Raw genomic sequence first — 19,037 nt, forward strand, 5'->3', positions numbered from 1 at the left:
TGCGGCGCTGCGCTAGCGCAGCGCCGCAGCCGACCAAATCATGAACCAGTGTCACCCATCCATCCGGGCTGTTCTGTTACCCATCCATCCGCTGGACAATCAGCGCTCCACGCGATATGCGGCGACCTGCGCCTTCAACTCGTCCAGCGATGCAAGTGATGCCTTCGGATCGACCCGATATTCCCCACGCGCCAGCCATTTCAACACCTTCGCATCAACGACCGGCGAATGGTGGATGACGTCGCCGTAATTGTTGAGGTCGTGCGTGACTTCCTTGATCGCGCGGAAATCGTAAAGGCGAACGTTGGGAAGCTGCGTGAGGCGCTCCGCCACGCGCGCCGTGAGATCGGTGACGATCTTCAGCGTCGCAGGCGAGGCATCGCGCATCGCGACGAATTGCAGGATCGAATAGGGCGGGAAGTAGATGTCGAAGGTCACGTCTGGATGGCGCGTGATCAGGCCGACGGCATCGCGCTCGAAGTGCCGCACCATGGCGTCGTAGCCATAGCCTTCGCCGAGAAAGCGGCTGCGCACCGGACTTGTGATGTAGGCGAAGGCGGCAAGCGTCTTCTCTGCGTTGTAGCCCCGCGCGACGTCGAAATCCGGCGGCAGCGCGTAGATGTCGTCAACGTCAGGCAGCGCGAACTTGACAGGGAGAAACGGCGCGGCCCGGGTCAGCGGCTGCCGCAACGGCGAAACCGACCGCAGCAGCGCGAACAGGGATTCCTTCGCCATCGCCGCGCTGAACAGATAGGACGCGATCCCCTTTGCCGTCCCGCGATAGAGATCGGCGGAGAAATAGGGATCCGTCTCGATGTCAGCCGCATCGACAAAGATAAAATCGTCCATCTGCCAGATCACGCGCTTTGCGCCGCGGTCGATCGCCTGCTCCAGCACAAAACCCTGCTGGCGCGAATTGGAGCCGGTCATCGCCAGCTTGAGCGAGTGCACGCCGAGCGCATGGTCGATGTCGCTCTGACGAAAATGGATCGCGAGCGAGGTGCCCATGAAGGCGGTGTCGAACGACTGGCTGCGGATCAGCCCGGCATTCTGCACGCGCGTGTCGTCCGAATAAAAGGGCGCGACGAGACGCGAGGACCGAAACAGTTGCAGGGGATCGACGCCGTAAATGAGCGCAGCCGCCCCGAGCACGCACGCGATGCTCGCGAGCAGAAGACGTCCTGGATATGTGAACGTGCCCCGCATCAGAACCGGAAATAGATGAATTCGCTGTGGCTCTGGATGCCCAAAATCCCGAACGCAAGCACCAGCGACGCGCCATAGAGGACCAGAGGCCGCAACCGTCCCGCCATCAAGCCCTCTCCGACCCTGCGGTTGGCGTGGTCGTATCCCATGAGTCCTTGCGTGTTCGGCGCCAGCCACACCAGCGCGGCATAGATCGTGACCTGCACCAGCGCCGCGATCTCCTCGCGGCCGAGGATGACGTTCGCCGGATCGGCCATGGCGCCGAGAACCCGCAGCGCCCAGTCGACCCGCTCGGCACGGAAAAACACCCAGGCGACGACGACGGCAAGGAAAGTGAGTACGGCCCCGGCGATCCGGACCGGACGCGCAAGAGCCCCCGGGATGTTCGGCACCAGCGCGCTGAAGGCGTGATTGACGCAGAGATAAGCGCCATGCAGCGCGCCCCAGACCACGAACGTCCAGGCAGCACCATGCCAGAGCCCTCCGACCAGCATCGTGATCATCAAATTGACATAGCGCAGCACGCGGCCGTGGCGGTTGCCGCCGAGCGGGATGTAGAGATAGTCGCGCAGGAATTGCGACAAGGTCATGTGCCAGCGGCGCCAGAACTCGACGATGCTGGTGGCCTTGTAGGGCGAGTTGAAATTGACGGGCAGGAAGATGCCGAACATCAGCGATATCCCGATCGCCATGTCGGAATAGCCGGAGAAGTCGAAATAGAGCTGGAAGGTGTAGGCGAGCGAGCCAAGCCAGGCCTGATCAAAACTCGGCGCGCGCGCATCGAAGGCGAGCGCGACCAGCGGCTGGATGCCGTCGGCAAGGCATGTCTTCTTGAACAGGCCGATCGCAAAGATGATGATTCCGCACAAAATGAGATGCGCATGCGGATGCTTGGTTTCCTCCCGCTCGAATTGCGGGATCATGTCCTTGTGGTGGAGGATCGGTCCCGCGATCAGATGCGGAAAGTATGTCACGAACAGCGCGTAGTGCGCCAGCGCGTAAGCCGCGACCTGCCCGCGATAGGCGTCAACCAGGAACGCGATCTGGGTGAACGTGTAGAAGGAGATACCGACCGGCAGCAGGATGTGGACCGCGAAATGCGTCCCGGTTAGCGCGTTGATGTTCTCGGCGGCGAAGCCGGCATATTTGAAAATGCCCAGCACCAGGAGATCGCCGGCGACGCCAAGCGCGAGTGCCGCCTTTCGTTGCGACGGAGTAAGCTTCGCCACGATGAGGAGATGGCCGACGCCGTAGTTGAAGGCGATCGATATCAACAACAGGGCAACGAACTGCCAGTTGCCGATGGCATAGAAAGCGAGCGAGGCCGCCGCCAGCCAGATCACCGGGGCCAGATTGCTGCGCCGCCCGAGCCAGAAATACCCGGCCAGCGCGGCCGGCAGGAACAGCAGGATGAACGGATAGGAATTGAACAGCATCGGCCTGGACCGGAGGCGGGACTAAAGGACTTGGTCCTACTAAAGGACTTGGCCCCTACTAAAGGACTTGGCCCCTAAAGCATACAAGCGGCCGGTCAACAACCCGGCGACATGGTGCGGTCCTCGGTGCAGTCCTTGGCGCAGTGACGCTGGCAATTCGTGGAATCGGGACGATATAAGGTGGAGCACGCATCTGAACGAGGATCGAGTGACACAGGCCAAAACACCTTCCCAGCCCCCCATTGCCCCGCGCCGGCCGCATTCCTTCACGCAGCACGGGATCACCGTGACCGACGACTATGCCTGGCTGAAGGACGAAAAATGGCAGGAGGTGCTGCGCGATCCCGCGGTGCTCGATCCCGACATCCGTAAATATCTCGACGAAGAGAATGGCTACACCGAGAGCCTGCTCGGCCATACCGCCGCCCTCCAGAAGTCGCTGGTGCGCGAGATGCGGGGGCGGATCAAGGAGGACGATTCCAGCGTGCCGTCGCCGGACGGTGAGTTCGCCTATTTCCGCAAGTTCCGCGAAGGCGGCCAGCACGAGCTGTTCGGCCGCATGCCGCGCGACGGCGGCGAGGGCCATATCGTGCTCGACGGCGATGCGCTCGCCAAGGACCACGCATATTTCAAATTCGGCGGCAGCCGGCACTCGAACGACCACAAGCTGCAAGCCTGGAGCGCCGACACCAAAGGCTCGGAATATTTCTCCATCCGCGTGCGCGACTGGGCAACCGGAAACGATCTTGACGACGTCGTCGAGGAGACCGACGGCGGCGTGGTCTGGAGCAAGGACGCGACGTCGTTCTTCTATGTGAAGCTCGACGACAATCACCGCCCGATGCAGGTGTGGCGGCACAAGCTCGGCACCAGGCAGGCCGACGACACCCTCGTCTACGAGGAGCAGGATTCCGGCTGGTTCACCCATCTGCACGAAAGTACCAGCGGCCGCTTCTGCGTGATCGCCGGCGGCGATCACGAGACCTCGGAGCAACGGCTGATCGATCTCGCCAACCCCAAGGCACCGCCGCGCCTGGTCGCGGCGCGCGAGGAGGGCGTGCAATATTCGCTCGGCGATCGCGGCGACGAGCTCTTCATCCTCACCAATGCCGACGACGCCATCGACTTCAAGATCGTCACCGCACCGCTCGCTTCACCCGAGCGCAAGAACTGGCGCGATTTGATCCCGTATCGTCCGGGCATCTACATCATCGATCTCGATCTCTATGCCGGCCATCTGGTGCGGCTGGAGCGCGCCAACGCGCTGCCATCCATCGTGATCCGCGATCTCGCATCGAACGAGGAGCATGCCATCGCCTTCGACGAGGCGGCCTATTCGCTCGACACGATGGGCTCCTACGAGTTCGAGACGACCACGCTGCGCTTCGCCTATTCGTCGATGACGACGCCGTCGGAAGTCTATGACTATGACATGACCAAGCGCACGCGCACCCTGCGCAAGCGCCAGGAGATCCCGTCGGGCCACGATGCGAGCGACTACGTCACGACGCGCATCATGGCGAAGGCGCATGACGGCGCCGAGGTTCCGGTGTCGATCCTCTATCGCCGTGGGGTGAAGCTCGACGGTTCGGCGCCGCTGCTGCTTTACGGTTACGGCTCCTACGGCATGGCGATGCCGGCGTCGTTCAACGCCAACCGCCTGTCGCTGGTCGACCGCGGCTTCGTCTACGCCATCGCACATATCCGCGGCGGCGCCGACAAGGGCTGGGGCTGGTATCTCGACGGCAAGCGCGAGAAGAAGTCCAATTCGTTCGACGACTTCTCAGCCAGCGCCCGCGCGCTGATCGACGCGAAGTACACCTGCGCAAAGCGCATCGTCGGTCATGGCGGCTCGGCCGGCGGCATGCTGATGGGCGCGGTGGCCAACCGCGCCGGCGAATTGTTCGCCGGCATCGTGGCCGAAGTGCCGTTCGTCGACGTGCTCAATACCATGCTCGACGACACGCTGCCGCTGACGCCGCCGGAATGGCCGGAATGGGGTAACCCGATCGAGAGCGAGAAGGATTTTCGCACCATCCTGTCCTACTCGCCTTACGACAATGTCGCGGCGAAAGACTATCCGGCGATCCTGGCGATGGGCGGCTTGACTGATCCGCGCGTGACCTATTGGGAGCCCGCCAAATGGATCGCACGCCTGCGCGCCACGATGAGCGGTGGCGGCCCGGTGTTACTCCGCACCAACATGGGCGCCGGCCACGGCGGCGCCTCAGGACGCTTTAACCGGCTCGACGAAGTCGCGATCGTCTATGCGTTCGCGCTGTGGGCCGCGGGGATGGCGGAGGCGGAGGTGTAAGCCACCTCCGCCGTCCTCCTGGCGAAAGGCAGGACCCATACCGCGTGATCTATCGATGGCGTGCGGTGCGTGTACCGCGGGAAGGCCACTTAACTGCGAGTCTTCGCCAAACTTCTCCCTGGGGTATGGGTCCCGGCCTTCGCCGGGACGACACGAGTGATTGTGGTGCTATCTACTGCCCAACTACCGCCCGTTCTTCTTCCGCCATTCTGCAAAATCGGTGAGCGTCTGCGGATCGGTGGCCGGATAGAGTCCGAAAATGCCGCGGCCCTTGTTGACTTCCTCGGTGACGAAGTCCTCGAACGCGGTCATCTCGAAGGTTTCGTTGGCGATCTCGTCGGCGAGATGCGCGGGGATCACGATCACGCCGTCGCTGTCGCCGAGAATGACGTCGCCGGGAAACACCGGCGCATCACCGCAGCCGATCGGCACATTGATCTCGATCGCGTGATGCAGGGTCAGATTGGTCGGCGCGCTCGGGCGATGGTGATACGCGGGGATACCGATTTTTGCGATCTCGGCCGAGTCGCGAAAACCGCCGTCCGTAACGACGCCGGCGACACCGCGCTTCATCAAGCGCGTCACCAGGATCGCACCGGCGGAAGCGGCGCGCGCGTCCTTGCGGCTGTCCATCACCAGCACGCTGCCCGCCGGACAATCCTCGACCGCCTTGCGTTGCGGATGGGAGCGATCCCTGAAGACGTCGATGGTGTTGAGATCTTCGCGCGCCGGCATGTAGCGCAGCGTAAAGGCCTCACCGACCATGGTCGGCTGATCCGCACCGAGCGGGTGCACATCCTGGATCATCTGGATGCGCAGGCCGCGCTTGAACAACGCGGTTGCGACGGTGGCGGTTGAAACGGATTTCAGCTTGGTGCGGGTGGCTTCGGCAAGTTTGGTCATCTCATACTCTCTAGTAAATCGAGGGCTCGCCGATCGGCGCGCCGAAGTCAGTTTCGAGGAAGTCGAAGTCGCAGCCGTCATTGGCCTGCTTGATGTGTTTCGTGAACATCCAGCCATAGCCTCGCTCGAAGCGGCGCTCGGGCTGCTTCCAGGCGGCACGGCGCTTTTCAAGCTCGGCTTCGGAGACGTCGAGATTGATGGTGCGGGCGGCGACATCGAGCGTGATGCGGTCGCCGTTCCGCACCAGCGCCAGCGGCCCGCCGACATAGGATTCGGGAGCCACATGCAAAATGCAGGCGCCATAGCTGGTGCCGCTCATGCGCGCATCGGAGATCCGCACCATGTCGCGCACGCCCTGCTTCACGAGCTTTGTCGGAATCGGCAGCATGCCCCATTCCGGCATGCCCGGCCCACCTTGCGGCCCGGCATTGCGCAGGATCAGGATGTGGTCCTCGGTGACGTCGAGATTGGGATCGTCGACCGCCTTCTTCATCGCGGGATAGTCGTCGAACACCAGCGCAGGTCCGGTGTGCTTGAGGAAGCGCGGCGCGCAGGCGGAGGGCTTGATGACGCAACCGTCGGGCGCCAGATTGCCCTTGAGCACGGCGAGCGCGCCCTCCTTATAGATGGGATTGTCGACCGAGCGGATCACGTCGTCGTTGTGCACTTCGGCGCCCGCGATGTTCTCGCCGACGGTCTGTCCGGTGACGGTGATGCAATCGAGATGTAGATGCTGCTTGATCTGGCCCATCAGCGCCGGCAGGCCGCCGGCATAGAAGAAGTCCTCCATCAGATAGGCATCGCCGCTCGGCCGCACGTTGGCGATGACGGGCACCTTGCGGCTTGCGATCTCGAAATCGTCGAGGCCGATATCGAGACCGGCGCGGCGAGCCTGCGCGATCAGATGGATGATCGCATTGGTCGAGCAGCCCATCGCCATCGCCACTGCGATCGCGTTCTCGAAAGCCTTGCGGGTCTGGATCGTCTTCGGCGTCAGGTCTTCCCAGACCATCTCGACGATGCGGCGGCCGCATTCAGAGGCCATGCGGATGTGGTTGGCATCGGCGGCCGGAATCGAGGAGGCGCCCGGCAGCGTCATGCCGATCGCCTCGGCGATCGCGGTCATGGTCGAGGCCGTGCCCATGGTCATGCAGGTGCCGTAGCTGCGCGCGATGCCGGCCTCGATGTCGAGCCAGTCCTTGTCGGAGATTTTTCCGGCGCGCCGCTCGTCCCAATATTTCCAGCCGTCCGAGCCGGAGCCAAGCGTCTTGCCTTTCCAGTTGCCGCGCAGCATCGGACCGGCCGGCAGATAGATCGCCGGGATGTTCATCGAGGTCGCGCCGAGCAACAGCGCAGGCGTGGTCTTGTCGCAACCACCCATCAGCACCACGCCGTCGACGGGATGGCTGCGCAGCAACTCCTCCGCGTCCATCGCCAGCAGATTGCGATAGAGCATGGTGGTCGGCTTCAACAGCGATTCCGACAGCGACAGTGCCGGCAGTTCGACCGGCAGGCCGCCGGCCATCAGGATGCCGCGCTTGACGTCGTCGACGCGCGACTTGAAGTGCATGTGGCAGGGCTGTGCGTCCGACCAGGTGTTGAGGATCGCGATGATCGGGCGGTCCTTCCACTCCTCCGGCGCGTAGCCCATCTGCATGGCGCGGGAGCGATGGCCGAACGAGCGGAGATCGTCGGGTGCGAACCAGCGCGCGCTGCGGAGTTGGTCGGGCGTCATTTTCTTCTTGGTCATGATTGGGTGCCCCATTTCTGGACGGTGTTCCGCTCAATGGCGCGGAAGATCAGGTTCTCGACAAAAAGCCCGATGATAATCACCGTCAAGAGGCCTGCGAAGACCGCAGGTATGTCGAGGAGGTTGCGGTTCTCGAAGATGAACCAGCCGAGCCCGCCCTGCCCCGAGGACACGCCGAACACCAGCTCGGCCGCGATGAGCGTGCGCCAGGCGAAGGCCCAGCCGATCTTCAGGCCGGTGAGGATCGAGCCGAATGCCGCGGGAATCAGGATTTTCGCCACATAAGGCAGCCCGCGCAGGCCGTAGTTGCGTCCGACCATGCGCAGCGTGTTGGACACGCTCTTGAAGCCGGAATGGGTGTTGAGCGCGACCGGCCACAACACCGAATGGATCAGCACAAACACCAGACTGCCGTTGCCGAGACCGAACCAGATCAAAGCGAGCGGCAACAGCGCGATCGCCGGCAGCGGATTGAACATCGCCGTAACAGTCTCGAGGAAATCGGTGCCGATCCGCGTCGAGATCGCGAGCACGGTGAAGATCGCGGCCAGCACGATGCCGGCCGAATAGCCCATGAACAAGACCTTCAGCGACGTCCAGGCGCGCATCGGAATCGTGCCGTCCTTCACGCGCTCGAACATCGTGATGACGGTGTCGTGCAGTGTCGGAAACAGCAGCGGATTGTCGAGGGTGACGCCGTAGGCTTCCCAGATCGCCGCCAGGAACAGGATGATGACGGACTTGCGGACAAAGCCGTCGTTCCACAACAGCTCAAGCACGCTCAGCTTGCGCGCGACCTCGGTTGCGCCGCCGGCGGTGGCAGCCGGCGCGTCACGCAGCAATATTCTCGCTTCGCCCATGGCGGCTTCCCTCAATGCGCCGTTGCTTCGGAGGCGAACAGGAGATCGTGGATCTCCTTTTCCAGCCGGCCGGCGCTGCCCATCGTCATTGGAGACCTTGTCGACGTCGACCACCTCGGCCTTGACGCGGCCGGGATGCGGCGACAGCAACAGGATGCGGTTGCCGATGCGGATCGCTTCCGCGATCGAATGCGTCACGAACAACACGGTGAATTTGGTCTCGCTCCAGAGCTGGAGCAACTCGTCCTGGCAAGTTCGCCGTGTCAGCGCATCGAGCGCGGCGAACGGCTCGTCCATCAGCAGGATGTCCGGCTCCATCGCCATGCCGCGCGCGATCGCGACGCGCTGCTTCATGCCGCCGGACAGCGTGTGCGGATAGGCATCAAACACGCGTGTCAGCCCGACCTTCTCGATATAGGCCCGCGCCCGCGCTTCGGCGTCCTTGCGCGATAGCTTTCGCGCGGTCAGCAGCGGGAACATCACGTTGGCGAGCACGCTCTTCCAGGGCAGGAGCTGGTCGAACTCCTGGAAGATCATCATGCGATCGGCGCCAGGGCCGCGGATTTCGCGGTCGTTGATGGTCATGCGGCCTTCGCTCGGCGCCATGTAGCCACCGACGGCCTTGAGCAGGGTCGACTTGCCGCAGCCGGACGGCCCAAGCAGCACGAAGCGATCGGATTTGTCGACGGTGAAACTCACCCTTTCGGTGGCCGTGACGACGGCGCTGGAGGTCTTGTAGCGCAGCGTCACGGAGCTGACGTCGAGCAGCGCCATCAGTTACCCTTCAGATCGTGCGCAACGGGGAGATAGTAGTCGGTCCAGGCCTTGGGCTGGGTCTTCAGGGTGCCGGTCTTGAACAGATGGGCGGCGAATTTCATCGTGCCCTGCGGCTCGAGATTCCACTCCATCATCCCGGGCTCCTTCAGAAGATCGAGCAGCTCTTCCACCGAGGTCTTGTCGCCGGTGATCTCCTTGTAGATCTCGACCGCCTGCCTGGTGTCGCTGCGGATCAGATCCTGCGCTTCCTTGGTGGCATCGCGCACGGCCTGGATGATTTTCGGATTGGCATCGGCGAACTTCGTCGTGGTGAAGAACTGCGCCTGGCTCAGCGGGCCGCCCATCACGTCAGGCGAGCTCAGCACGACATGCGCGCCCGGCACGTTCTTCAGCTCAAGGAAGGTGAAGGGCGGGATCGAGAAGTGGGTGTGTACCTCGTGCTTGGAATTGGACAGCGCCGCATAGGCGTCCGGGTGGCCGAGCTGCACCGTGTTGACGTCCAGCTTCGACCATTGGTCGGCGCCGAAAGCCTCGGCGGCGGCGATCTGCAATACGATCGCCTGGGTCGAGACTTTCACGGTCGGCACGGCGATCTTGTCGCCGGGGCCGAAATCCCTAATCGACTTGATGTTGGCGTCGCGGCTGATCAGCGTCATCGGCTGCGCCGAGGTCGCGACGATGCCCTTGACGCCACCGCGCGTGCGATCCCACAGCAACAAAAGATTGCCTGTACCGGTGTTGAGAATATCGACGCCGCCCGCGAGCAGCGCGTCGGTCTGCGCACCGCCGCCGGAGAAGGTGACCCATTTGGTGATGACGCCTGCTACGTCGATCTGAGCTGCGTGCTTCTCGATCAGCTTCTGCTTTTCCATGATGTGGCTCGGCATGTAGAAAATGCCGGGCTGGCGCGACAGCGAGATCTCGGACTTCTGCTGCGCCTGCGCCGTGGATACCGAGAGAGCGGTTGCGGCGATTAGGGTGGCGGCCGCCAATTGGCTGCGGAGATGCTTGATCATTGTTGTGTGTTTCCTCGGGGTAAGCGTCGCGCTGCGTTGACCCTGGTGATGCACTAATATATCAGTTCATCAAAGGCAAGCGGGACCCACATGGAAGCAGCCCATACCGCGTCGCGCGCACCCGCAAAAACGGCATCAAGGCTCGATCGTGCCCGACAGGCCGCGCCGCAGGTGTTCGAGCGGCTGCGCAATGCGATCATCGACCTGGAGCTACCGCCGGGCGCGCCGCTGTCACGCGCCGAGCTTGCCGGCCAGTTCGGCGTCAGCTCGACGCCTGTCCGCGATGCCTTGATGCGGCTCGAGGAGGAAGGCCTGGTCGACGTGTTTCCGCAGCACGCGACCGTGGTCAGCCGGATCGATATCAACCGCGCCGAGCAGGCGCATTTCCTGCGTCAGGCGCTGGAGCTGGAGATCGTGCGCCTGCTCGCAGCCAACCGCGACGCCGCATTGGTGATCCGCCTCGATCACGCCATTGCGCTGCAACAGCAATCTGCCAAGTCTGGTGACTTCGAGGCCTTCATGGCCGACGACAACTCTTTTCACGCGCAGCTTTATGCCGCGGCCGGCAAGCAGGATTTGTGGGCGCTGGTGCGCAGTCGCAGCGGACATATCGACCGGCTGCGCCGGCTGCATTTGCCTTCGCCCGGCAAAGCCCAGAACATCGTCCGCCACCACAGACTGATCACGCGCGCGATCGAGGCTGGCGATGCCGATGCCGCGCAACAGCATTTGCGCAAGCATCTGTCAGGTACGCTCAGTGAGCTCGACAAGATCCGGAGCCACCATCCGGAGTACCTGACCGACTAGCCGTGTGTGCTGATCATGTGCACGTAATCGTGCATATATACAGCCGTCGAATCCAGACGCCGTTTACAATCGTCGGACGGGCGCGAAGTGCTTGCAGGATGGGCACAATCCGCGCAACAGTTTCGTATTTGAAGCTTTGATTTGGGTCGCCGGGAACATCCCTGCCCGACCCGGAGGTTTTTGACGTGGCCAACATCCTGATCGTGGATGACGATCCGGCCGTGCAAATCACAATCCGGCTGCTGCTGGAGAGAGCGGGCCATCACGTCACGCTCGCTGGCGATGGCCGCAAGGGGCTCGCGCTGTTCGCGGCCAGCCAGTTCGACTTGCTGTTCCTCGACATCTTCATGCCCGGCATGGACGGGCTGGAGACGATGCGCCACATCCGGGCGCGGGCATCGACCATTCCGATCATCGTCATTTCCGGCCGTTCGATCACGCCGGGCGCTTTCGCAGAGCCGGATTTTCTCAAGATGGCGACCAAGCTCGGCGCGGTCGCGAGCCTGCAGAAGCCGTTCCGCCCCGACGCGCTGCTCGCCGCAGTCGACCGCTGCCTGAAAACAGCGCAATCGACGACCGTGCCGCAACCCGATGCCGGCTCCGGCGGCCGATGACGGAGCGGTTCATGTTGCGACCTAGCAGAACATTCGGGGCCGTACGCGACGTGGCGGGAGGGCCGGCATGACCCTCGCAACCCGCCTGGCCATCGCAATGATTCTGCTGGTCGCAGTTGCGGTCTCCGCTGCCGGATGGCTGAGCCATTACAGCCTGGAGCAGGCCTTCCTGCCGCGCGTGCTCGACCGTATCGAGACACAATCCCGGCTGCTGGCTTCCCAGCTCGAAGTCCAGACCGACGGCGCACGCGCCGATATTGTCACGTTCCGCTCCCGTGCCGCGGTACGCGGCATGATCGACGCGCATTTCAACAACGGTATCGATCCAACTGACCACCTGTCAGAAAAGAACTGGCGCGAGCGGTTGCTGCCCCAACTCGTGGCCGTTGTCGGAGCCAACCCGACCTACGCGAAATTTCGCGTCATCAACATCGACGGCAGCGAATATCTGCGGATCGACCGATCCGGCCCGACAGGATCGGTGCGCATCGTCCCCGACCATGGCCTGCAAAACAAGAACGAGCGCTTCTTCTTCCAGGAAGCGATCAAGCTGTCGGAGGATCAGGTCTACGTCTCTCCGGTCGATCTGAATGTCGACGATGGCGTGATTCAGATGCCCTACGTGCCGACGCTACGCGTCGCGGCACCGCTGTTCGGGTCCGGTCACCGGCTGTTCGGCATCGTCGTCGTCAATGTCGACATGCGCCAGGTGTTCGACCGTATCAGGATAACGAGCCGGCGCGGGGAGCAGGTTTACGTGGTCGGCCGCAACGGCGATTATCTCGTGCATCCGGATCGCACCCGCGAATTCGGCTCGCAACTGGGGACGCCGACGCGCTGGCAGAACGACTTCCCCTATTTCTCTTCAGTCACCGGATCGACCCTGGGTGCGACCCAGGTCGTGCGGGAAAATGACGGCAAGCCGAGCGGCACCGCGATCGCGCCCGCGATCCTGGCCGAGGGTCAGTGGGCCGGCATCATCCGCATCGTGCCCTACGCCGTCTTCATGGCGCCGGCCGTCATCATCGAGAAGACGACGATCACGATCGGCCTCATCGCAGTGATGGTCGCCGCCGTGCTGGCCGTGCTGCTGGCGCAGTCGCTGACCCGGCCGATCGGCCGGCTCACCACCGCGGTCGATGCGATCGGGCGCGGCAAGCCCGCCGATATTCCAATCGACGCATCAGGCGAAACCGGCCTGCTGGCGCGTGCCTTCGCCCGCATGGTCGAAGAAACGAACGCGAAGACATCGGCATTGGAGCACGAGGTTCTGGAGCACCGGCGCACGGAGGCCGCGCGCGACCAGCTCGCCGTTCGCGAACGCCTGTTCAGCGCGGCGGTCGAATCCTCGGACGATTCGATCGTCATGCAGACGCTCGACGGCACCATCATCGGGTGGAACGCGGCGGCCGAGCGCCTCTACGGCCATACGGCCGAGGAAGCGGTCGGACAGCCGACTTCGATCCTCCTGCCGGCCGATCGCCGCGAAGAGGGCAAGGATTATCTGCGGCGGATTTCGCGCGGCGAACGCATCGAACATTTCGAAACGGTGCGCCTGCACAAGGACGGCACTCCGGTCGATATCTCGGTGAGCCTGTCGCCGATCAGGGGCGCTTTGGGCGAGATCATCGGCGCCTCCGGCTCGGCGCGCCGCCTCACTGACGCACGCCAGACCGAGCGAGCGCTGCAACAAACGCTTGAGGAGCGGCGACAGCTGTTCGATGCGTCGCAAGACCTGATCATGATCATGGATTCGCGCGGCCATATCGTGCAGATCAGCCCGAGCAGCCAAGCCGTTCTCGGCTACCCGCCGGACGAGATGATCGGCCGCAGCGGCGTCGACTTCATTCACCCAGCGCATCTCGATCAATCTCGCGAGGAAATGCGCGCACTGCGGCGCGGCGACAGTCCGAAGCTCGCCGACACCCGCTGCATCCACAAGGACGGGCGCGAGGTCTGGTTGTCCTGGCTCGGCAACTGGTCCGATCAGGCCAAGCGCTATTTCTTCGTCGGACGTGACATGACCGAGGCAAGGCATGCCGAAGAATCCTTGCGCGAAAGCGAGCTGCTCGCGCGCAACATCGTCGAGACCGCACTTGATGCCTTCGTCCAGACCGATGACCGCAGCACCATCCTGAACTGGAGCTCGCGGGCCGAAGAGCTGTTCGGCTGGCGGCGCGACGACGTGCTGGGCAAGAATGCGGTCGACCTCATCGTCGCAGAGAGTGAACGCGAGAGGGTCAAGGTCGGCCTTGCACGCTTTCTCGTGTCCCAGGACGGCCGGACGCTCAACCGCCGCCGCGAGCTCATGGTCCGCCGTCGCGACGGCAAAGAATTCAAGGCCGAGCTGAGCGTCACGGCATTGAAGCGCCGCGAGGGCCTACTGTTCAACGTGTTCTACCGCGACCTTACCGACAAGATCGCGGCCGAGGACCGCATCCGCCAGGCCGAGAAGATGGAGGCGGTCGGCCAGCTCACCGGCGGCGTGGCGCACGACTTCAACAACATCCTCACCGTCATCACCGGCACGATCGGGATCCTGGCCGAAGCGGTGGCCAAGGAGCCGGAGCTTGCAACGATCACGAAGATGATCGACGAGGCCGCCTGGCGCGGCGCCGAGCTGACGCAGCATCTGCTGGCGTTTGCACGCAAGCAGCCGCTCCAGCCGCGCGAGATCGACGTCAACTCGCTGATGATCGACACTGCGAAGCTGTTGCGGCCGACGCTGGGCGAGCAGATCCAGATCGAGTCCGTGTTCGAGGCGGAGAGCTGCGTCGCGATCGTCGATCCCAACCAGCTGACCACCGCAATCCTCAACCTCGCGCTCAACTCCCGCGACGCCATGCCCTTCGGCGGCAAGCTGATCGTGGAGACGGGCGCCGCCTATCTCGACGAAATCTATGCCAGCGTCAACGATATCAGGCCAGGCCACTACGTGCTGATCGCGGTGAGCGACACCGGCACCGGAATTCCCGCCAACATGCTGGCCAGGGTATTCGAACCTTTCTTCACTTCGAAGGGACCGGGCAAGGGCACCGGCCTCGGGCTTTCGATGGTCTACGGCTTCATCAAGCAGTCCGCGGGCCATATCAAGATCTACAGCGAGGAAGGCCACGGCACCACGATCAAGATGTATCTGCCGCCCGGCAAGACGCCGACGGCGGTCGGCGAGGGCGTGACGCCGGCGACGATCGAAGGCGGACACGAGACGATCCTGGTGGTCGAGGACGACCGGCTGGTGCGCGACTACGTGCTGGCGCAGCTTCATTCGCTGGGTTACGTCACCTTGCAGGCGGCGAACGCCACGGAGGCGCTTGCAATCGTCGCCGCCGGAAAACCGTTCGACCTGCTGTTCACCGACGTCATCATGCCCGGCAAGATGAACGGACGGCAGCTCGCCGACGAACTCCAGAGGACGCGTCCCGATCTCCGGGTGGTCTACACGTCCGGCTATACCGAAAATGCGATCATCCACCACGGTCGACTGGATTCGGGCGTTCTGCTGCTGGCGAAGCCCTATCGCAAATCGGATCTGGCGCGGATCATTCGCAAGGCGCTGCAAGCGTAGGGCGCGATCTCGTGTCCCGGACAAGGCGCAACGTGCAACACAGAGCCGGGACCCGGAACTGTCAGCCGTGGAGTTGGAGAGGTGGGCCCCGGCTCAGCAGCGCATCATTGCATGATGCGCTGCGTCCGGGGCACGAAAGCGGAGCCAGTCTTACGACGCCCGCTGGGCCGCGGTCATCACGATCCGGATCAGATCGGCGGCGTTGCGCGCACCGAGCTTCTTCATGATGTTGGCGCGGTGGTCCTCGATGGTGCGCGGGCTGATGCCGAGCGTGCGGCCGGCTTCCTTGTTGGAGGCGCCGGCGGCGAACTGTTCGAGCACCTCGCGCTCGCGCCGCGTCAACGGCTCGCGTCCTGGGAAATGGAGCGAGCCGAACTTCGGCGCGGCGTTCTCCGACTGCCTGCGTGCATAGGCGCCGATCGCCTCGTCGAGCCGGCCGACGATCTCGCTGCCGCGGAACGGCTTCTCGATGAAGTCGAGCGCGCCGCTCTTGATGGCCCCCACCGCCATCGCGATGTCGCCCTGTCCGGAGATCATGAAGATCGGTGCCGGATAGTCTTCGCCGTGCAGCTCGTTGAGAATGTCGAGGCCCGACTTGCCGGGAATATGCACGTCCAGCAGGACCGCCGCCGGTGTGCGGCTTCGCGCGACGGAGAGCAATGCTGCGCCGTCCGCAAAACAGATCACCTCATAGCCCGCGGCCTTCAACACCATCGACAAGGTGTCACGAACGGCAGCGTCGTCGTCGACCACGAAGATTTCACCGCGAGAGCTTTGTTCAGCCATGTGCCCACATCCGATTGGCATGAAGGATTCGCGTCCGCGCCAACCGTTATGGCGTTCGGCGCGGATTCGGCCCACCCGTATTTGTACGGGACATGGACTTAACGCACAAGTAGCGGCAAGTCGCCTAATTACAGAGCACGGAGAATATCCATGCTAAATTTGGCCGCTACGCCGCCTCTGGTCGCAATGCCCGAAGCCGAGAGCCGTCTGCTGATTGCGGCTGACCTTCGCTTGCTGATCTCGCAGATCGAGACCAGCATGCGCCGGATCGCCACAGCCATGGATCAAGAACACGGCAGTAATCCGGAAGGTTCCGCCGACGTCTTCCTGCTCGACGACGTCACGCCCCGGTATGCCATGGCAAGCGCTGCCCTCGACGCCTGCCGGGCGGGCCTTGGCCACGCCGTGGAATGCCTGTCGGAAGCCAGCAGCACAGTGTAGATCGCTGCGGCGCGGCGGCCGCATTTCGTTGCATGGCAGGCCCGCGGCTCAGGCGCGGTGCCGTTCCACGATCGCGTCGCTGGCGACACCACCCCAGGTGTGGATCGCCGGCAGGCCCATCGCGGTCTTGCCGAGATTGGCGAGGCTGATGCGCAACGCCGCCAGATCCAGCGGCTTGGGCAGGCTCTGGAGCACGATTCCGACGGAACGGGCGAAGCTGCGAGCGCCGCTGCGGCGCTTGCCGTCCATGCCGCTGATGACGATCACGGCGCCGCCAAATTTTGCCTTTGCCATCTCGCCCAGCACGTCGATGCCGTCGCCATCCTCCAGCACGAGATCGAGCGTCACGCAGTCGAAGCGCGCTGCGCGGAGCTTTTCGATCGCTTCCGCCACGGACGGCGCCACGGTGACTTCGTGGCCGGCCTGTCTGGCGGCGACCGTGATCAGGCTGCGCTGCGTGGCGTCGTCATCGACCACCAGGAGCTGAAGTGCGCGCCGCTCGGTGCCGTCGGGCAGGTTTGACGGGAGGGGGGAGAGAGAGCTTCTGGGCATTACCGTATCCTGAGATTGAGACCGGCCATGGATACATGGCTCGCGCTTAGGCGACGTAAAGCCGCTGCGGCAAATTCGGTCGGATGTTTCAGCAAATATGAACCAACGTCTCGGCAAACAGCGACGAGACGCACGTGAAGATCACGCCGCCTCGTCACGGCCACCGGCCGCGCGCTTCTTCCGATTCTTGCCACGCAGGAACTGGATGTCCATTTCGAGGCCGTTGACGCGCACCAGTTCGCAGCGGCGGTAAGCAAGGCCCGTCGACGACAACAGCAGGAAGAACTCTTTCAAGTTCAGGCCCTGAATCGAGCCTTCCACCGTGAGGATGGCGTCTGTGTCGGAGATCGCGTTGAGCTTGCAGTCGCGGCGCCAGGTGCCGTCGATGGCCATGATGCAGACATCGTAGCCGCGACTGAACGTCACCCGCTCCAGACCCTTTCCATCCTCAGACATGCTTATCGTCCCGCCATCACAGCCACGCGCGGCGCGGCGCCGGCGAAAGCCGGCTTGGCAGCTGCGGCACGCGGGTCGTTCGGCTTGTAGAGACCGCGCCGCTCCGGAATCGGCTTGAACGTGTCGGTCAGTCCGACCACGGTTTCGGCCGCGCCCAGCACCAGGAATCCGTCTCCCTCGATCTGGCGCGCCAGACGGTTGAAGATGTTGATCTTGGTGTCCTGGTCGAAATAGATCAGCACGTTGCGGCAGAAGATGACGTCGAAGGTGCCGAGCTGGGCGAAATCGTGCAGCAGATTGAGCTGCCGGTGCTGGATCATCGCCCGCAGCTCGGGATTGATCTGCCAGGTCTCGCCGGTCTGCCTGAAATATTTCATCAGCATCTGGATCGGCAGACCGCGCTGCACTTCGAACTGGCTGTAGATGCCGGCCTTGGCCTTCTCGAGCACTTCCTGCGACAGGTCGGTCGCGATGATCTCGACGCGCCAGCCGGTCAGGGCCGCACCCATCTCTTTCAAGCTCATCGCCAGCGAATATGGCTCCTGTCCGGTCGAGCCGGCAGCGCACCAGATCCGCACGCTGCGGCGGCCGGCGCGGGCCTTGATCACTTCGGGCATGATGGTGTCGCGGAAATGATCGAACGGGACCTTGTCGCGGAAGAAGAAGGTCTCGTTGGTCGTCATCGCCTCGACCACGCTGGTGACGAGCGCGCTCGCGCCTGCGCCTTGCAGTTTTTGCACGAGCTCGCCGATGCCGGAGATCCCGGCCTTGCGCGCCAGCGGCAGCAGCCGGCTTTCAATCAGATATTGCTTGTCTGCGGACAGGTCGAGCCCGGAATGATCCCTCAGGAACTTACGCAGATACTCATATTCGGTCGCGGTCACGGATAGCCTCTCGGAATCTGTACTGGGAACACTCTGGCTGGAACACTCCGCCAGATAACTCAGACCATGACTTGTCCGATCGGGATCAAGCCGACTTCAGCAAACTTGTCGGCGATGATGTCTTTGTCGAAAGGCTTCATGATGTACTCGTTGGCGCCGCCGCTGAGCGCCTGAGCGATATGAGCCACGTTGTTTTCGGTGGTGCAGAACACCACCTTGGGCTCCTCGCCGCCGGGCAGGCGGCGCATGTGGCCCATGAACTCGAAGCCGTCCATCACCGGCATGTTCCAGTCGAGCAGCACTGCGTCGGGCAGCTTCCGCTGGCAGATCTCGAGCGCTTTCGAGCCGTCCTCGGCCTCGGTGACTTCGAATTCCAGGCCTTCCAGGATCCGGCGCGCGATCTTGCGCACGACGCTGGAATCATCGACCACCAAACACGTTTTCATTTGGTTCTCCGCTTCGATGTTTTGGGGCTCACGCAGCCATTTGCACTTCGGTCTTCAATTCGAGGACGCGATCGACGTCGAGGACGACCATGAGCTGTCCGTCGAGGCGGTGGACGCCGCCGGCGAGCTTGGCCATGCGGGGATCGAGGTTGACGGGGTTTTCTTCCATGTTGTCTTCGGCAAGCCGCAGCACCTCGCCGATCTGGTCGATCAGCAGGCCG

Annotated in this window: 17 protein-coding genes and 1 pseudogene; 5 read left to right on the forward strand and 13 right to left on the reverse strand. The window is 63.3% G+C overall.

Translation table 11 applies throughout. From position 1 onward, the window contains the following. Positions 1-99: 99 nt before the first annotated feature. Positions 100-1,206, reverse strand: a complete 1,107-nt coding sequence (locus IVB27_RS23005) for a hypothetical protein (RefSeq protein ID WP_247445499.1) — start codon at positions 1,204-1,206, stop codon at positions 100-102. Further along, on the reverse strand, positions 1,206-2,642 hold the full coding sequence (locus IVB27_RS23010) for an MBOAT family O-acyltransferase (RefSeq protein WP_247445500.1): 1,437 nt from the start codon (positions 2,640-2,642) through the stop codon (positions 1,206-1,208). The genes IVB27_RS23005 and IVB27_RS23010 overlap by 1 nt, the downstream gene beginning before the upstream one ends. Positions 2,643-2,850: 208 nt before the next feature. On the opposite strand from IVB27_RS23010, the gene IVB27_RS23015 reads away from it, so the two are divergent. Next, positions 2,851-4,956, forward strand: coding sequence for a S9 family peptidase (locus IVB27_RS23015; protein WP_247445501.1), 2,106 nt, complete (start codon positions 2,851-2,853; stop codon positions 4,954-4,956). 183 nt (positions 4,957-5,139) lie between these two features. On the opposite strand, the gene IVB27_RS23020 is transcribed toward IVB27_RS23015, so the two are convergent. From IVB27_RS23020 to IVB27_RS23040, 5 genes and pseudogenes are all read right to left on the reverse strand, one after another. Beyond that, entirely contained in the window at positions 5,140-5,859 is a 720-nt protein-coding gene (locus tag IVB27_RS23020) for a ribonuclease activity regulator RraA (protein ID WP_247445502.1), read from the reverse strand. Positions 5,860-5,869: 10 nt separating this feature from the next. Further along, positions 5,870-7,609 (reverse strand): L-arabinonate dehydratase, encoded by a 1,740-nt coding sequence (araD, locus tag IVB27_RS23025; RefSeq protein ID WP_247445503.1) that lies wholly within the window; start codon positions 7,607-7,609, stop codon positions 5,870-5,872. Next, positions 7,606-8,469, reverse strand: coding sequence for an ABC transporter permease (locus IVB27_RS23030; protein WP_247445504.1), 864 nt, complete (start codon positions 8,467-8,469; stop codon positions 7,606-7,608). The genes araD and IVB27_RS23030 overlap by 4 nt, the downstream gene beginning before the upstream one ends. Positions 8,470-8,480: 11 nt before the next feature. Next, a pseudogene (locus IVB27_RS23035) lies at positions 8,481-9,243 on the reverse strand (ABC transporter ATP-binding protein). Continuing rightward, positions 9,243-10,262: an ABC transporter substrate-binding protein gene (locus IVB27_RS23040; RefSeq protein ID WP_247445505.1), complete on the reverse strand. Its 1,020-nt coding sequence runs from the start codon at positions 10,260-10,262 to the stop codon at positions 9,243-9,245. Before IVB27_RS23040 ends, IVB27_RS23035 begins: the two are co-directional and overlap by 1 nt. A 90-nt stretch (positions 10,263-10,352) precedes the next feature. On the opposite strand from IVB27_RS23040, the gene IVB27_RS23045 reads away from it, so the two are divergent. From IVB27_RS23045 to IVB27_RS23055, 3 genes are all read left to right on the forward strand, one after another. Further along, the gene (locus IVB27_RS23045) at positions 10,353-11,069 is read left to right on the forward strand and encodes a GntR family transcriptional regulator (RefSeq protein ID WP_247445506.1); all 717 of its coding nucleotides are present in this window, start codon (positions 10,353-10,355) and stop codon (positions 11,067-11,069) included. 185 nt (positions 11,070-11,254) lie between these two features. After that, the gene (locus IVB27_RS23050; RefSeq protein WP_247445507.1) at positions 11,255-11,683 is read left to right on the forward strand and encodes a response regulator; all 429 of its coding nucleotides are present in this window, start codon (positions 11,255-11,257) and stop codon (positions 11,681-11,683) included. A 67-nt stretch (positions 11,684-11,750) separates the two neighbouring features. After that, the gene (locus tag IVB27_RS23055) at positions 11,751-15,251 is read left to right on the forward strand and encodes a PAS domain S-box protein (protein ID WP_247445508.1); all 3,501 of its coding nucleotides are present in this window, start codon (positions 11,751-11,753) and stop codon (positions 15,249-15,251) included. A gap of 150 nt (positions 15,252-15,401) precedes the next feature. Here IVB27_RS23055 and IVB27_RS23060 read toward each other — a convergent pair whose 3' ends face one another. Next, entirely contained in the window at positions 15,402-16,037 is a 636-nt protein-coding gene (locus tag IVB27_RS23060) for a response regulator transcription factor (RefSeq protein ID WP_007604420.1), read from the reverse strand. Positions 16,038-16,187: 150 nt separating this feature from the next. Here IVB27_RS23060 and IVB27_RS23065 point away from each other — a divergent pair, with 150 nt between their 5' ends. After that, complete coding sequence (locus IVB27_RS23065; RefSeq protein ID WP_247445509.1) at positions 16,188-16,478, forward strand: hypothetical protein; 291 nt, start codon at positions 16,188-16,190, stop codon at positions 16,476-16,478. A gap of 48 nt (positions 16,479-16,526) precedes the next feature. Here IVB27_RS23065 and IVB27_RS23070 read toward each other — a convergent pair whose 3' ends face one another. The 5 genes from IVB27_RS23070 to IVB27_RS23090 all read right to left on the reverse strand — a co-directional run. Further along, entirely contained in the window at positions 16,527-17,030 is a 504-nt protein-coding gene (locus IVB27_RS23070; RefSeq protein ID WP_247445510.1) for a response regulator, read from the reverse strand. 141 nt (positions 17,031-17,171) lie between these two features. Next, a complete protein-coding gene (locus tag IVB27_RS23075) occupies positions 17,172-17,486 on the reverse strand; it encodes a PilZ domain-containing protein (protein ID WP_247345200.1) in 315 nt (104 codons plus the stop codon). Positions 17,487-17,488: 2 nt separating this feature from the next. Next, positions 17,489-18,370 (reverse strand): CheR family methyltransferase, encoded by an 882-nt coding sequence (locus tag IVB27_RS23080; RefSeq protein WP_247445511.1) that lies wholly within the window; start codon positions 18,368-18,370, stop codon positions 17,489-17,491. A 59-nt stretch (positions 18,371-18,429) separates the two neighbouring features. After that, positions 18,430-18,816, reverse strand: coding sequence for a response regulator (locus IVB27_RS23085; protein WP_247445512.1), 387 nt, complete (start codon positions 18,814-18,816; stop codon positions 18,430-18,432). Between the two features lie 28 nt (positions 18,817-18,844). Continuing rightward, the coding region (locus IVB27_RS23090; RefSeq protein WP_247445513.1) for a chemotaxis protein CheW at positions 18,845-19,037 on the reverse strand (193 nt) is incomplete at its 5' end.

It is taken from the genome of Bradyrhizobium sp. 197 (assembly GCF_023073375.1).
Lineage (GTDB): Bacteria > Pseudomonadota > Alphaproteobacteria > Rhizobiales > Xanthobacteraceae > Bradyrhizobium.